Below are 16072 nucleotides of genomic sequence, written 5' to 3' on the forward strand. Positions count from 1 at the left end.
TGCCGGTGGGCAACGGCCGGCTGGGGGCGATGGTGTTCGGCGGTGGCGGGCACGAGCGGATCGCGCTCAACGAGGCGACGTTCTGGAGCGGTGGCCCCTACGATCCGGTCAATCCGGGGGCAAAGGGCGCGCTGGCGGAAGTACGCCGGCTGATCTTCGCCGGGCAATTCGCGGAAGCGCAAGCGCTGGCCAACGCGCGGCTGATGGCCACGCCGCTGGGCCAGATGTCCTACCAGCCGATCGGCGATCTGCTACTGGACCTGCCCGGCCTTGGCCCGCTGGTCGATTACCGGCGCGAGCTGGACCTTGACGCGGCGCTCGCCACCACGCGGTTCGCCACACAATACCTCCGCTACCGCCGCGCGGTCGTGGCCTCGCCGGTGGACCAGGTGATCGCGATCGAACTGACCTGCGACCGGCCGGGGCGGATCGATCTCGACGTGGCGCTGACCACGCCGCAGCGGGGCACCGTTACCGCGACCGGCGACACGATCCGGCTTGCCGGGCAAGGCCCGGCGGAGAACGGCGTGGCCGGCGCGCTGCGCTTCGCCACGGCCGTCCGCGTGATGGCGCAGGGCGGCGCGACCGAGGCGCGGGGCGAGCGGCTGGCGGTTCGCGGTGCCGATACGGTGACCATCCTCGTCGCGATGGCCACCAGCTACCGCCGTTTCGACGATGTCGGCGGCGATCCCGCTAGCACCACGGCCGCGCAGATCGAGCGCGCTGCGCCCAAGGGCTTTGCCCGCATCGCCGAGGAGACGGCGGCCGAGCACCGGCGGCTGTTCCGCCGCGTCCGCCTGGACCTGGGCCGCACCCCGGCGGCGGACCGCCCCACCGACGAACGCATCCGCGCCGGTGCAACCACGGACGACCCGGCGCTGGCGGCGCTCTATTTCGATTACGGGCGCTACCTGCTGATCAGCTCGTCGCGCCCCGGCGGCCCGCCGGCCAACCTGCAGGGGCTGTGGAACGATGCGCCGCAGCCGCCATGGGGCTCGAAGTACACGATCAACATCAACACCGAGATGAACTANNGGCTCGCGCTTCCCGGCCAATCTGCAGGGGCTGTGGAACGAGAAGACCAATCCGTCGTGGGGGTCCAAATGGACCCTCAACATCAACACCGAGATGAACTACTGGCCGGCGGAAGTGACCGCGCTGCCGGAATGCGTCGCGCCGCTCGTGCAACTGGTCCGCGAACTGGCGATCACGGGCGAACGCACGGCGCGGGAGATGTACGGCGCGCGCGGCTGGGTGGCGCATCACAATACCGATGGCTGGCGGGCCACGGCCCCGATCGACGGCGCGCAATACGGCCTGTGGCCGATGGGCGGGGCGTGGTTGTGCCTCCATCTGTGGGACCGCTACGACTACGGGCGCGACATCGGCTATCTGCGCACGGTCTATCCGCTGATGCGCGGGGCGGCGCTGTTCTTCCTCGATACGCTGCAGACCGATCCGGCCAGCGGATATCTCGTGACAAACCCGTCGCTGTCGCCCGAGAACGAGCATCCCCGGGGCGCTTCGCTGTGCGCGGGGCCGGCGATGGACCAGCAGATCCTGCGCGACCTGTTCGACCGGACGGCACAGGCCGCCGCCATCCTGCATACCGACGCCGGTTTCGCGGCGCAGCTCCGCGCCACCCGCGCGCGGCTGGCGCCCGACCGCATCGGCGCGCAGGGGCAGCTGCAGGAATGGCAGGCCGATTGGGACGCCGCCGCCCCCGATCCGCATCACCGGCACGTCTCCCATCTCTATGGCCTGTTTCCCAGCGGCCAGATCGATCCCGATACGACCCCGGCGCTGGCGCGCGCGGCGCGGCGGTCGCTGGAGCTGCGCGGCGATGAATCGACCGGCTGGGCGACAGCGTGGCGGGCCAACCTGTGGGCCAGGCTCCGCGATGGCGACCATGCCCATCGCATCCTCGTTTTCCTGCTGGGGGCCGAGCGCACGTATCCCAACCTGTTCGATGCGCATCCGCCCTTTCAGATCGACGGCAATTTCGGGGGCACCCGCGCCGTGGCCGAGATGCTGATGCAGAGCCGCGACGGGAAACTGCTGCTGTTGCCCGCGCTGCCGCGCGCCTGGCCGTCCGGATCGGTGCGCGGCCTGCGCGCGCGCGGGGCGATTGGCGTCGATATCGCGTGGCGGGGCGGACGGCTGGAACGGGCGGTGCTGACCGCCGATGTCCCCGGTTCGCTGGTCGTCCGGTGTGGCGATGCGCGCCGCAGCGTGCGGCCGGCGCCGGGGAAGAGCGTGATACTGAACGGCCCGGGCCTGCAACTGGCACCGGGCGCGTCGTGAAGGAAAGGAACTGAACGTGGGCAAATCCTTGTTATTCAATCGGAAAGGTCTTCTCGCCGGGCTTGTCCTCATGGGCGCCAGTTTCGCGGCGTCCCCGGCGTTTTCCCAGGCGGTGACCGAGAGTCCGCCGGTCGTCGCCGGCGCGCCGCGGCTGACGGTGCAGACCATCACGGTCCACGGCGCGGCGCTCGAAGGCAATCTGGAAGGCGAGGCGGCGGACCGGACGGTGCTCGTCGTGCTGCCGCCAAGCTACGCCACCCAGCCCAAGCGGCGCTATCCGGTGCTCTATGCGCTGCACGGCTATTCGATCGGCGCCGAACAATGGGTCCAGGAGATCCACGTGCCGCAGACGATCGCCAACGCCTATGCCAAGGGCCTGCCGGACATGATCGTGGTGATCCCCGATACCAAGACCGCCTACAACGGGTCGATGTATTCGGGCTCGATGACCACGGGCGATTTCGAGACGTTCGTTTCGCGCGATCTGGTCCGCTATGTCGATGCGCATTACCGCACCATACCCGATCGCCTGAGCCGTGGGCTCGCCGGGCATTCGATGGGCGGCTATGGCACGGCGCGGATCGGGATGAAGCATGCCGACACGTTCGGCGCGCTCTACATGATGTCGCCGTGCTGCCTTTCGGCCCGCGCCGCCGATCCGCTCACCCCGGAAGCGGCGGCCGCGCTGGCCAGCGTGACGTCGCCGGCGGATTCGGCGAAGCTTCCGTTCCCGCTGCGCGCCCAGTTCGCGGTGGCGGCGGCCTGGTCTCCCAATCCGAAGAAGCCGCCGCTCTACCTGGACCTGCCCGTCGAGAACGGCGTGACAAGGCCCGACGTCATCGCCCGGTGGGCGGCCAACGCGCCGCTCTCCTTTGCCGATCAATACATCGGCAACCTCCGCCAGTATCGCGCGATCGCGATCGACGTGGGCGATCAGGACAGCTTGAAGGTGGATGCGCAGAAGCTCCACGACCTGCTCGATGGCTACGGGGTGGCGAACAGCTTCACCATCTATCCCGGCACCCATGTCAGCCGTGTCGCCTTCCGCTTCCAGGACGAGGTGCTGCCCTTCTTCGGCCGAGAATTGAAGCGGTGAAGCGCCGGTTGCACCGGATCGCGCCCGCCATCGCCGCGTTGGCGCTGGCCCATGTCCCGGCTTCCGCCTCGGCGGACCCACTGGACCCCACCGGGCGGTGGACCGCCAACGAACGTGGCGATGCCGCCCTGCCGCCGATGGGGTGGAATTCGTGGAACGCCTTCACCTCGGACATTTCGGAGGAGAAGATCATGGGTTCGGCGGAGGCGATCCTCCGTTCGGGGCTTGCCGCCAAAGGCTATCGCTACATCAATCTCGATGATGGCTGGTGGCTCAAGCGGCGCCAGCCGGACGGCCGGATGATGCCCCGCACGGCCCAGTTTCCCTCGACCATCGTGCCGGGGGGCGATCCCAGCTTGCGCCCCTTCACCGATCGCCTGCACGCGATGGGATTCAAGGCCGGCATCTACAGCGATATCGGGCGCAATTCGTGCGGGCAGGTCTATACCTCGACGATGCCGAACCAGCCCGAGGGCAGCGTGGCGGAGCGCGAAGTCGGCCTCTATGGCCATATCGATCAGGACATCCGGCTCTATTTCCAGGACTGGGGCTTCGATTTCATCAAGGTGGACGGCTGCGGCATTCGCGGGCTGCCGGCGGATCATCCCGAAGTCCGCTCCGGGCGTTATCGCGCGCTGCCGCCGCTGGTGGATTCCGATACCGTGGCGCGGACCGACGTGGCTGCGGTGCGGCGCCTCTATGGCGAAGTGGCCGATGCGATCCAGCGCTACCGGCCCGACGGCCACTATATCTTCTCGATCTGCCTGTGGGGCTCCGCCGACGTGCGCGCCTGGGGCAAGGATGTCGGCGGCATTTCGCGCACCAGCGAGGACATTGCGCCGAGCTGGGCCAGGATGTTGCACAATCTCGATACCGTCGCGCGCCGGCCGCTCTATGCGCACCCCGGCTCGTGGAACGATCCCGACATGCTGTTCGTCGGCACCGGCGATTTCGACGAGCATCACCTGACCGAGGCGCGATCGCACTTCGCGCTGTGGGCGATGGTCAACGCGCCGCTGTCCATTGGCTATGACTTGCGCCACGCATCGCCGGCGTTGCTGGAACTGCTGGGCAACGAACGCATCATCGCGATCGATCAGGACCCGGCCGGCAACCAGGCGACGCTCGCGTTCGATAGCGACGAGGTGCAGATCTTCGTCAAGACGCTGGCGAGCGGCGACAAGGCGGTGGCGGTGTTCAACCGGGGCAGCGGTCCGGTGGACATGAAGCTGACCGCCGCACACCTGGCCTTCGCCGATGCGGCGGAGATCGGGCTGACCGATCTGTGGTCGGGCGTGCAATCCCGCTTCACCGGCGAGAAGGAACTGCACCTTGCGTCGCGCGAAACGCTGATCTTCACCGCGCGGGGAACACGCCTGCTGGCGGACGGTGTCTACCTGTCCGAGCAGCCCGGCAGCGTCAATCCGGCGGTGGACGGGGTGCGGACGCCGCAACCCGACCCGCTGGTCCACCGCGCGCCGCTGCAATGGCAGGGCACGCGCGGCAAGGGCGATTTCCCGCGCTATGGCGGCTGGGGCGGCGCGCGGGTGGACCGCACGCCGTTCGACCAGCCGCAGCGCATCGCCGGGCAATGGCTTGGCAACGGCATCGGCGTGCTTGCCAATTCGCGGCTGGAAGTGCGCAGCGGGGGCTACCGCCAGTTCCGCGCGCGGGTGGGGATCGACGATTCCGCCGCGCCCGATGCGGCGCCCGTCACGTTCCTGGTGTACGGCGATGGCCGGCTGCTGGCCCGATCGCGGCCGCTGCGGCGGGGCGAGCCGGCGCAACCGCTGTCGGCGGACATCGCGGGGGTCAGGATCGTCGAGCTGGTGACCCGCCAGGCGAGCGCCAGTGCCGCGGACATTCCGGTCAACTGGGGGGAAGCCGCCCTGCTTCGCCCGGATGGATCGCGGCCGGACTGAGTTCGGACCCGTGCGAGGGACAACCATGAACCACGCTTCCTGCTGCGGCCATTCGCGCCGCGACTTCCTCTGTTCCGCCGCGACCGCGGCACTGGCCGCCGGCCTTGCGCCGGCCGCCGTGGAAGGGGCGACGCCCGCACCGGCCGGAGGCGTGCCCGCGCCGGCGCTGCGGCCTTTCGATCTGGCCGACGTCGATCTGGGCGAAGGCCCGTTCCTGCACGCCCAGCGCAGGACCGAAGCCTATCTGCTGCGGCTGCAGCCCGACCGGCTGTTGCACAACTTCCGGGTCAACGCGGGGCTCGCGCCAAGGGCACCCGTCTATGGCGGCTGGGAATCTGCGGGCATCTGGGAGGATATCAACTGCCACGGCCATACGCTTGGCCACTATCTGTCGGCCTGCGCGCTGGCGTGGCGATCGACCCGTGATCGCCGCTTCCGGCAGCGGGTGGACTACATCGCCGACGAACTGGCCGCATGCCAGCGGGCGTCGGGCACCGGCCTGGTCTGCGCGTTTCCCAAGGGGCCAGCGCTGGTTGCGGCGCATCTGCGCGGGGAGCCGATCACGGGCGTGCCCTGGTACACGCTGCACAAGATCTTCGCGGGGCTGCGCGATGGCGCGCTGCTGGCGGAAAGCGCCCGATCGCGCGAGGTTCTGCTGTGCCTTGCCGATTGGGCGGTGATCGCCACCGCCCCGCTGACCGACGCGCAATTCGAGGCGATGCTCGATACCGAGCACGGCGGCATGAACGAGGTTTTCGCCGATCTCCATGCCATGACCGGCAAGCCCGCATACCGCGATCTTGCCCGCCGCTTTTCGCACAAGGCGATCCTGGAGCCGCTCTCGCAGGAGCGCGATCATCTCGACGGGCTTCATGCCAACACGCAGATCCCCAAGATCGTCGGCTTCGCACGCGTCTACGAAGCCACGGGTGACGCCGCCTACCGCAACGCCGCCGCGTTCTTCTGGAAGACGGTGGCGCAGACCCGCTCGTTCGCGACCGGCGGCCACGGCGACAACGAACACTTCTTCCCGATGGCCGATTTCGCCAGCCACGTGTTCTCGGCGAAGGGCGGCGAGACGTGCTGCCAGCACAACATGCTCCGCCTGACTCGCGCGCTGTTCCTGCGCGATCCACAGGCCGATTATGCCGATTACTACGAGCGCGTGCTGTACAACGGCATTCTTGCGTCGCAGGACCCGGACAGCGGCATGGTCACCTATTTCCAGGGGGCACGGCCGGGCTACATGAAGCTGTACCATACGCCCGAGGATTCGTTCTGGTGCTGCACCGGCACGGGCATGGAGAACCACGTCAAGTATCGCGATTCGATCTATTTCCGGGGTGACGACAGTATCGTCGTGAACCTGTTCATCCCCTCGACCGTGCGCTGGGCCGAACGCGATGCGGTGCTGACCCAGACCACCGCTTTCCCCGAACGCCCGTCGACCTTGCTGCAATGGACGTTGAAGCGCCCGACCGAAGCGACGCTGAAGCTACGCCACCCGCGCTGGAGCAAGGAGGCGACCGTGCTCGTGAACGGGCGCGAGGTCGCGCGGTCGCTGCGCCCGGGCCGCTTCGTTGACGTGCGCCGCGTCTGGGAAAACGGCGATCAGGTGGAGCTGGTGCTGGCCATGCACCTCGCGATCGACCGCGCGCCCGCCGCGCCGGACATCGTGGCCTTTACCTACGGGCCGCTCGTGCTGGCCGGTGCGCTCGGCCATGAAGGTCTGGCGGAGGGGGCCGATGTGATCGTCAACGAACGCCTCTATGGCGCCTATAACGATGGCCCGTTCACGCCGCCGCAACTGGCTGGCGATCCGGAGGATATCCTGGGCCGGATTCGCCCCGGCCCGGAGGCGCTGCACTTCACCGTGCCGTCATCGACGGGCGCGCCGGTCCGCCTCGTGCCCTATTTCAGGATCGCCCATGAGCGCTATGCGACGTACTGGCCGACGACAGCCTCATGACCTGACCCTGGCACGGACCGGTCACTCGGCCGGTACGGCGATTCCGTCCCGCGCCACACGGCGCGAGCCGTAGACCAGTTCGAACAACGGGCCGGCCATCATCGTCGTGACGATCGCCATGAACACCAGCATCGCGAACAGCGTCGGCCCGATCAGGCCCTTCTGCAGGCCGATGTTGATGATGATCAGTTCCATCAGCCCGCGCGAGTTCATCAGCGCGCCGATACCGAGCGCGGTGGGATTGTCCTCTCCGCACAGCCGCGCGGCGAGGTAGCAGGCCCCGAACTTCGCAAGGATCGACGCGGCCAGGATGCCCAGCGCCATCAGGAACAGCGGCCACGAACCGATCATGTCCATGCGCGTGTTCAGCCCCGAATAGGTGAAGAACATCGGCAGCAGCATGACCACCGTGAGTGGCTCGACCCTGCGCTTCAGCTCTTCGGCGAAAAGCCCGCGCGGCATGAACACGCCCAGGATGAACCCGCCGAAGATGGCGTGGATGCCGATCGCGTCCATCAGGAAGGCTGACAGGCACAGCAGCATCAGCGCGGTGGCCAGCACGGCCATGCTCATTTCTCCGCGCTGTTCGACCGCGTGGCCCAGCGGGGCCAGCAGGCGCCGGCCGAACGCGAACAGCAGGCCCGCGTAGAGAAGCGCTCCCCCGATGGCGACGACCGCGATTCCCGCGCCACCGCCGAACGTGGCAAGCACCACCGCCAGCACACACCATGACGCGGCATCGTCGAACGCGCCGGCGGTGAGCGAGAGCGTGCCCAGCGGGCTTTCGGACAGGCCGCGCTCGTTGATGATCCGCGCCAGCATCGGGAAGGCCGTCAGCGCGATGCAGGCGCCCGTGAACAGCGTGGCGCTGGTCCGGCCGATGTTCGCCGCAAACAGGCCCGGCACGTCGAGCAGGAACGGCGTGATGACCACCGCGATCGCGAACGGCGCCGCGATGCCCGAGACCGATACCGCGGCCGCGCTGCGCGCCTTCGCGCGGAAGTGCGTGGGGCTGAACGTCAGCCCCACCAGGAACATGTAGAGCGCCACGCCAAGCTGCGACCCTGCATACAGCACATTGCGCGTTTCCGCAGGGAAGATGGCCGCCTGCAGGCCGGGCGCGAGCAACCCCAGCAGCGAAGGACCGAGAAGCACGCCCGCGATCATCTCGCCCACCACCTGCGGTTGGCCGAGGAACTTCCGCCCGATCCGGCCCACGACCTGACAGGCCAGGATGATCAGTGCGAGCTGGAGGAAGAAGTGCACGCTGAAGTCGCCGGGCACATAGCTGGCCGCCGCGCCCGGTGCTGGCGGACCGTGTGGCGCCAGGATTCCGCCCAGTATCGGCAGGACTTCGTCCAGAATGTGGGCCATGGCTTCCTTGCACTCTCCCGGGGCGCAGCGCCTTCGCGCTTGTCGTCGATCGATGCAGGGGAGATGCGCTACGCGTCCTCCGGCATCAATGCATTGACAGCCATGGTAGCGTTATCGTGCATGTCTGGCAATCGCCGCTATGCGGGAGGGGAAGAGTCGGTTGCCGCCTAGCTCCGCTGCAGCGTTTCCCGCTGCGTAAGCCAGATTACGGCTGCCGTTGTGAACGACGCTGCACCCAGCAGCATCGCGGTTGCCAGGCTGAAGGACTGCGCGATCTGCGCGGTGATGATCGGCGCGAAGAAGCTGATCACCCGGCCCCAGTTGAAGATCGAGGCGGCCGTCGATTGCAGATGGGGCGGATAGAGTTCCGCCATCCACGGCCCCCAGATCACGCTGGAGCACAGTGCGGCGCCATAGATGAGCCCGGCCACTTTCAGCACCGTCGGGTCCGCCGGCCCCAGCAGATAGACCGCGATCGCGCCCGAAGCGATGAGGAAGCCGATGGCGTTGAAGCGGCGCCCGAAGCGATCGGCGGCCCAGCCCCAGAAGAAGCCGCCCACGATATTGCCGCTGAACTGCCAGGCGACCAGCGCGCCGGCGGTCTGGGCGCTGAACCCGCGTTCGCCGGTCAGGTAGGTCGTGAGCCAGCCGCTGAACGCCGCGTAGCCGAAGAAATTGAGACCGGCCATGGTCGCCAGCATCAGCGTCTGCCGGCGCAGACCCGGCGCGAACAGTTCGCTGACCGGCAGGCGTGATACCCCGCCGCGCGCCCCGCGATCCATGCGCGATCCTGTGGGGATGGCGGCAAGGACAAGCAGCGCCAGGGCGAGGGGAGGAATGCCCCCGATCAGCAGCAGGTGCTTCCAGTTGCCCGGCGCGACCAGCCCCATCGCCACGCCGAGCACGACGATCGACAGGCTGAAGGCGGCGTTGAGCGTGCCGGCGAGGCGCCCGCGCAAGGTCGGCTGGAACAGGTTGATGTAGATGCCGACAACTACCGGAAACGAGCCGCCGGCAAAGAAGCCGAGCAGGAAGCGCTGGAGCAGAAGCTGCGGGTAGCTCGCAACGATCATGCCGGCGAGCAGCAGCACGCCGTAGCCGAACACCAGCCCCGACAGGACGCGGCGCCGCCCGATGCGATCCGCGATCTGCCCCAGCACGATGGCCCCGGTCAGCGCGCCCGCGCCCTGCGCCGAATAGGCCGAGCCCGCCTCGATCAGCGAAAGCCCCAGCGATTCCCGGATATAGGGCCGCAGCACGTCCACCGTGTTCCAGGCCCAGCCATAGAGGAACTCGCAGGCAAGCAGCAGCACGAAGACCAGCACCTGACGCCCAAGGCCGGGTTCGGCCGAGGCTGGATCGGAGTGCGGCAGCGGAACGGAAGCGGCGGGAATGGACATGGGATCGGTCCGCTGAACGGGAGGGCGGGAGGGCTTGCCGCGCGGTGGGGGCCGCACGGCAAGCACGGATGCGCTCAGGCGGCGCGCTGCAGTTCGGCGAGCTTGATCTGCACCAGCATCGAGAGTTCGTCATAGACAACCCATTCGTCGACGATCTTGCCGTCGCGAATGTGGAAGTGGGTGACGCCCATCACGGAAAGGTGGTGGCCGGTCGGCGCGCCGAGCGAGCCGTAGCCCATGTGGTGACCGTCCATGGTCCAGCGCAGGGCATACTTGGTGCCGCCCTCTTCGCTGTCGACCGAGCAGATATGCTGCGGCACGAAGGCGCAATCCGGGATCAGGGCGACCAGGCGCATCGTCTGCTGCAGCACCGCCGCAACGCCGCCCAGTTCGCGCATCAAGGGGCCATGCCACTGGCAATTGGGCGCGTAGATGTCGCGGATCAGGCCGAACATGCGCTTGTTGTAGATGTGGTGCAGCCAGCGGAGCAGCTGTTCCTCGCCTTCGTTGTGGGCGATCGAAAGGTCGGCTTCGCTTTCGGGCGGATACTGGCCCAGCAGGCGCCGGTTCTCGGCAAGGTCCAGCACCGTCTCGCCGTTTTCGAACTTCTTCCGCGCCAGTCCTTCGGCGAACACCTGCGGGTCAACGCCGACCTGGATCAGCGGCCCCATGTTGTCGCGGACGATCCATTCCTTGTAGATCTTGTTTTCCAGGATCATGCACTCGGCGACCGTGCGGGTGCAGAACGTCCGGCCGGTGGGCTTGCCCCACGAACCGAACTCGGAGTGGCGGCCAAGCCCGTGGGTCATGTGGCTGGTGTAGAAGCCGTCCACGTCGTTGCCGCGCCAGATCACCTGCTGCGCCATGCCACGGCGGTCGGGAAACTCGACAAGCCGCTGGATCGTGTCGCGGATGTGCGTTTCGCGGTCATACATCGTGCCCAGCGTGGTGTAGGCAACGCAGTTGTGGGTGTAGTGGCTGTAGATCAGCCCCACGTCGCGCTCGTCCCAGATGCGATGGGTGCAGCGGATGATGTAGTCGACGATGTCGGTATAGGATTCGTCGAACCCGCGCATCGACTGCACCCGCGGCCGGTTTTCGGGTACCAGCTGCGTGAAATCGCGGCGTTCCACCTGGAGGACGCTGCCGCCGGAGGGCGCGGCCGCTTTCGCGGATTCGACCGGCTTTACGGGCTTGGGATTGCTTTCGGTCACGATACCTCCGAGGCGTTGGAATAGGTTGAGATGTCTGCGCACTGACGTTCTGCGCGCGATTGGTGAAGATCGACCTGCCCGAGCCAGGTGGAAAACGCGGCGGAACAGGCGGCGGGTTGCTCAAGAAGCAGGAAGTGCCCCGCATTGGCAACCTCGGTCCACGTCGCGTGGGGCAGGGCGTTGGCCAATTCGGCCTGCAGATCTTCGGGCGCGACGACGTCCTGCGCGCCCGACAGCACGAGTGTCGGCATGTCCAAGCGGGCAAGGCGCGGGCGGTTGTCGGGGCGTGAAAGCGCGATTTCGGTCTGCCGTTCGGCCGTACCCGGCGGGCACGCGTTCGCCATGGCGATGATCAGGGCACGAAGGCACTTTTCCTCGCTGCGCGACGGGTGGACATACCGTGACCAGAGCTGTTCGCCGACGAGCGTTGCGGGATCGACACCGGCCACCGCGGCGCGACGGGCGGCATGATCGGCCTCCGGCACAGGCCGCGCGTTGCCGGCGATCAGGGCCATGGCCGCGATCCGGTGCGGCGCACGGGCGGCGAGTTCCAGCGCAACGATGGCCCCGAGAGAAAAACCCACGGCGATGAACCGCTCCGGAGCCGTCGCCAGCAGCCTTTCGGCCGCGTCTTGCACCGACGTATCTTGCGTCAGATCGGCATGAAGCGTGCGTTCGGCGGATAGCGCGCCCGAGATCGCGGCGAAAACGCGCGCATCGCACAATGTTCCGGGCAGGAACAGGACGGGTACGGTGCTCTCGGCCGGCAGCATCGAAGGCGGTCTCTTTTCTCGTTTCAGTGCAGGCCTAATCCGAAAAGCGAAAACTCGGCCTTGCGCTTTCCCCGGTCTTGACCTACCAGATTTGCATTCGAATGCAACATCAAGTTTGGAGCTTATCGTGACCGAGTGGACCCGAGAGGCCATGGCGCAGCGCCTGGTGCGTTATGCCGATCTCGTGCCTTGCCGCACCGCCTTCATCGATACCCGCACGCCGGGGTCGACAGAGAAGGAGAACTTCACAATCATCGGTCCGGGCGTGTCCGAAAGCACCGACCAGTTCGTGCACATAACCGAGAAGCACGGTTTCAACATCGGGGCGGCGCGCCAGCCCTTCGGCTGCGTCAATTCGCAGCACAGCCATGATACCGCCGAGGTCTTCATGGTCCATTCCGGGCACTGGCGGCTGTTGTTCGGGCCGAACCGCGAGGATGGCACGCTGGACATCGGACCGGGCGACGTCGTGTCGGTGCCGATCCACATGTTCCGCGGCTTCGAAAAGATCGACGATGGCCTGGGCATGCTGTTCACCGTGCTGGGCGAAGACGATCCGGGCAAGGTCACCTGGGCGCCGGCGGTGTTCGAGGCGGCCGAAGGATTCGGACTGAAGCTCGTCAAGGGCGGGCAACTGATCGATACCAGCGAGGGTGAGCACACCCTGCGCCAGATGGAGCTTGAGGCCCCTCTCGACGAGAACCAACTGCGCGAACTCGCCACCCCGCCGATCGAGAAGCTGATGCAGTGTATCGTCCGCTGGGGCGATGCCGTGGCGAATCCGGATTCGCCTCTCGCGCGCGAAGGCGTCGAGGAGGCCGGTCTGATCGCGGTGGGCGCCAGCGGAGACGGTTTCGCGGCTGGCCCGATTGCGGGCTGGTGGCCGCACGGGTTCCAGCTGCGCCTGCTGACGTTGCAGACCGGGGCCTATGTTCCGATGCACGCCCGCGCCGAAGCGGAAGTGCTGATCGTGCAGGAAGGGACGCTGGAGGTAAGCTGGGGCAGCGAAGCGCTTCTGCTGGGGGCGGGCGATACGCTCACCATCCCGACCGGCCTCGCCCATGCGTTCCGGAACACCGCTTCGGTGCCGGCCAAGGCGTTTGTGGTACGCGGAACCGACAGTCCGGCGGCGCCGATCTTCGGCTGAGCCCCTCGACGGCATGTGAAAAGGCCCGCGAACCTGGTGGTTCGCGGGCCTCTTTGCGTGTCCCGAAGGGCTGTCGGTCCGATGATATCCCGGCCGTCACCGCGAGGCGTCTCGCGGTGACGGCCTGCGGACGAAATCAGGCGTTGGCCTTCTGGCGTTCGAGGCGGATCGCGGCCGCCTTCTGGTGGCCTTCCAGCCCTTCGCTGCCGCTCTGCCGCATCGCCGGCGGGGCGACCGCGCGCACCGCACTATCGTCAAGCCACTGGTGGGTGGCGATCTTCACGTAGCTGCCGACCCACAGGCCGCCGGTATAGCGGCCGGCGCCCATGGTGGGCAGCGTGTGGTTGGTGCCCACGTTCTTGTCGGAATAGACCACGCTGGCGTTTTCACCGATGAACAGCGACCCGTAGTTGCGCAGCTTGTGGGAGAAGGCGTGCGGATCGCGGGTGTGGACCTGCAGGTGTTCGGCGGCCACGTAATCGGAGTAGGCGATCATCGCAGCCTCGTCCGCGCAGATCACCACTTCGCCGTAATCGCGCCAGCTTTCGCTGGCGACGGCGGCGGTAGCGAGCGTCTTGAGCTGGCGCTCCACGGCGGCCACGGTTTCTTCGGCCAACTTGCTGTCGGTGGTGATCAGGCCCACGCGCGTGCGGATGTCATGCTCCGCCTGGCCGAGCAGATCGGTGGCGATCAGTTCGGGATCGCCGGTCTCGTCGGCCACCACGAAGATTTCGGAAGGTCCGGCCAGCTGGTCGATGCCCACCGGCCCGAACACCTGGCGCTTGGCCTCGTTCACGAACGCGTTGCCGGGGCCCATGATCTTGTTGACCTGCGGCACGCTTTCGGTTCCGAACGCCATGGCCGCGATGGCCTGTGCGCCGCCGATGCGGAAAATGCGGTCGGCGCCGGAGAGGTGGCACCCGGCGATCATGGCGCGGTGCGCGTTGGGGGGAAGACAGGCCACCACTTCGCTGCAGCCGGCCACCTTGCCGGGGACGATCGTCATGATCGGGGCCGACAACAGCGGGAAACGACCACCCGGAACATAAGCCCCGACGCGCTCGATGGGAATCACCCGATGCCCGAGGTGCAGGCCCGGCATAGGCTCGACTTCCAGCGGCAGGATGGTCCCCAACTGGGCTTCGGCGAAGCGGCGGACGTTCTCGATCGCGAACTCGGTGTCCGCGCGGGTCTGCGGATCGAGTTCCGCCACCGCGGCGGCGCGATCGGCGGCGCTGACTTCGAACTGGTCGAGATCGGCCTTGTCGAACTCGCGGGAATACTGGCGCACGGCGGCGTCGCCGCGGGTGCGCACATCGCGCAGCACGCCGGCGACCAGATCCGAAACCGAACTGCTGTCGGCAATCTGGTCTCGCGCCGGGGCCTTGGCATAGCGCGTGCGATTCTCGAAGCCGCGCGGGGCTGGGACACTCATGGATACGCTCCTGTGGTGGAATCTGCGCGCCCGTATATTGCATTCGAATGCAATTGTCATGCCCCTTGTGCGCGACAGTGTCGCCGCCCTAATCCGACGCCGAACTTGCCTGTTGCGACCGACGGCCTAGAAGTGCCGCAAGTGCAAGCGCGACGGGATCTCATGGCGAAAACCAAGTCTGACACGGATGCTCAATCGTTTCTGGCGAAGGCCGGGCGGCGGCCGACCTCTTATGATGTCGCGCGCCTTGCCGGGGTTTCGCAGTCGGCGGTTTCGCGGTGTTTCGCGCCCAACGCCTCGATCGGGCAGGCGAAGCGCGAAAAAATCCTGAAGGTCGCGGCGGAGATCGGCTACAAGCCGAACGCGCTCGCGCAGGCGCTGATTTCCAAGCGTACCCACCTTGTGGCGGTGTTGATCTCGAGCAACACCAACCTTACCTATCCGGAAGTGCTGGCGGGCTTGTGCGCCAGCCTGACCGATCGCGACATGCGCGTTCTTCTGTTCAGCCTGCGCAGCGAAAGCGATGTCGACCAGATCATCCACCAGATCTGGCGCCATTCGGTGGACGGCGTGATCGCGGCGGTGCGTCTGTCGGACGACCAGCTGGCGGAATTTGCCCGTCACCGCATTCCGGTGGTGCTTTACAACCGCATGGCCAGCGGTGGCGGAGCCGGTTCGATCCGGTGCGATTCCGCCCAGGGCGAACGCGATCTGGTGACGCGCCTTCTGGACAGCGGGCATCGCCGTTTCGGAGTCATTGCCGGCCCCGAAGACAGCTATGTCGGCGAAGAACGGCGCCAGGCCACTCTGGCTACCCTGGCGGCGGCCGGCATGACCGATGTTCCGGTGGTGCGCGGAGACTACAGCTACGCTTCCGGACGAGCGGGGCTGATCTCCCTCCTGCAGGAAAGACCCCAGCTGGACGCGATCGTCTGTGGCAGCGACATGATGGCCATCGGCGCCATGGACGGCGCGCGCCAGGATTGCGCCCGGCGCATACCGCAGGACCTTTCGATCGTGGGTTTCGACGGGTCCGGCCCCGCCATGTGGGAAAGCTACCGCCTGACGACGATCCGCCAGCCGGTCAACCGGATGACCGAAGCATCGGTCGCGATGCTGATGGAGCGACTCGACGATCCATCCGTTCCGGCGGAACAGCGTCTGTTTTCGGGCGAGTTGATCATCGGAGAATCGGCGCGCTTTGCCTGATGGCAACCGGATCGATGCATTCGGTATCAGATATGTTGTTAAAATGTCGCACGAGGGCGGCATTTCTGCGCGTCTTAACGAGGTTGTGCTGCCGCAATATGTGCGGCTGATGGAAGTTAAAATACAGAGATATAAGGATTATTTTGAACAGGTCGATGCGCAATCACAAAATGTGACTTCGAATGCAAAAAGATATCGACGGGTTGGCGCGGGCTCGATAAGTTCCTGT

Annotated in this window: 11 protein-coding genes and 1 pseudogene; 7 read left to right on the plus strand and 5 right to left on the minus strand. The window is 67.0% G+C overall.

The window, feature by feature from the left end; genetic code table 11:
• Positions 1-29 precede the first annotated feature (29 nt).
• From B3547_RS22100 to B3547_RS17855, 5 genes and pseudogenes are all read left to right on the plus strand, one after another.
• Positions 30-878, plus strand: a pseudogene (locus B3547_RS22100) (glycoside hydrolase family 95 protein); the annotation flags it as partial.
• Between the two features lie 187 nt (positions 879-1065).
• The gene (locus B3547_RS17840; RefSeq protein ID WP_414690590.1) at positions 1066-2304 is read left to right on the plus strand and encodes a glycosyl hydrolase family 95 catalytic domain-containing protein; all 1239 of its coding nucleotides are present in this window, start codon (positions 1066-1068) and stop codon (positions 2302-2304) included.
• 112 nt (positions 2305-2416) lie between these two features.
• A complete protein-coding gene (locus B3547_RS17845; protein ID WP_349676503.1) occupies positions 2417-3400 on the plus strand; it encodes an alpha/beta hydrolase in 984 nt (327 codons plus the stop codon).
• Complete coding sequence (locus tag B3547_RS17850; protein ID WP_414690581.1) at positions 3397-5322, plus strand: NPCBM/NEW2 domain-containing protein; 1926 nt, start codon at positions 3397-3399, stop codon at positions 5320-5322. Before B3547_RS17845 ends, B3547_RS17850 begins: the two co-directional genes overlap by 4 nt.
• A 25-nt stretch (positions 5323-5347) precedes the next feature.
• A complete protein-coding gene (locus B3547_RS17855; protein WP_292965319.1) occupies positions 5348-7291 on the plus strand; it encodes a glycoside hydrolase family 127 protein in 1944 nt (647 codons plus the stop codon).
• 21 nt (positions 7292-7312) lie between these two features.
• Here the strand turns inward: B3547_RS17855 and B3547_RS17860 are convergent, their stop codons facing one another.
• From B3547_RS17860 to B3547_RS17875, 4 genes are all read right to left on the minus strand, one after another.
• On the minus strand, positions 7313-8665 hold the full coding sequence (locus B3547_RS17860; RefSeq protein WP_292965321.1) for a cation:proton antiporter: 1353 nt from the start codon (positions 8663-8665) through the stop codon (positions 7313-7315).
• 167 nt (positions 8666-8832) lie between these two features.
• Positions 8833-10065, minus strand: coding sequence for an MFS transporter (locus B3547_RS17865; protein WP_292965323.1), 1233 nt, complete (start codon positions 10063-10065; stop codon positions 8833-8835).
• Positions 10066-10139: 74 nt separating this feature from the next.
• Positions 10140-11279: an ester cyclase gene (locus B3547_RS17870; RefSeq protein WP_199558035.1), complete on the minus strand. Its 1140-nt coding sequence runs from the start codon at positions 11277-11279 to the stop codon at positions 10140-10142.
• On the minus strand, positions 11276-12052 hold the full coding sequence (locus B3547_RS17875) for an alpha/beta fold hydrolase (RefSeq protein WP_292965326.1): 777 nt from the start codon (positions 12050-12052) through the stop codon (positions 11276-11278). The genes B3547_RS17870 and B3547_RS17875 overlap by 4 nt, the downstream gene beginning before the upstream one ends.
• Positions 12053-12179: 127 nt before the next feature.
• On the opposite strand from B3547_RS17875, the gene B3547_RS17880 reads away from it, so the two are divergent.
• Complete coding sequence (locus B3547_RS17880) at positions 12180-13199, plus strand: cupin domain-containing protein (protein ID WP_125953245.1); 1020 nt, start codon at positions 12180-12182, stop codon at positions 13197-13199.
• Between the two features lie 136 nt (positions 13200-13335).
• On the opposite strand, the gene hisD is transcribed toward B3547_RS17880, so the two are convergent.
• Positions 13336-14634, minus strand: coding sequence for a histidinol dehydrogenase (gene hisD / locus B3547_RS17885; protein ID WP_125953246.1), 1299 nt, complete (start codon positions 14632-14634; stop codon positions 13336-13338).
• Between the two features lie 162 nt (positions 14635-14796).
• Here hisD and B3547_RS17890 point away from each other — a divergent pair, with 162 nt between their 5' ends.
• On the plus strand, positions 14797-15843 hold the full coding sequence (locus B3547_RS17890; protein ID WP_136957859.1) for a LacI family DNA-binding transcriptional regulator: 1047 nt from the start codon (positions 14797-14799) through the stop codon (positions 15841-15843).
• The last annotated feature ends 229 nt before the right edge of the window (positions 15844-16072 follow it).

This window comes from Novosphingobium sp. UBA1939 (assembly GCF_002336885.1).
Classification (GTDB): domain Bacteria; phylum Pseudomonadota; class Alphaproteobacteria; order Sphingomonadales; family Sphingomonadaceae; genus Novosphingobium.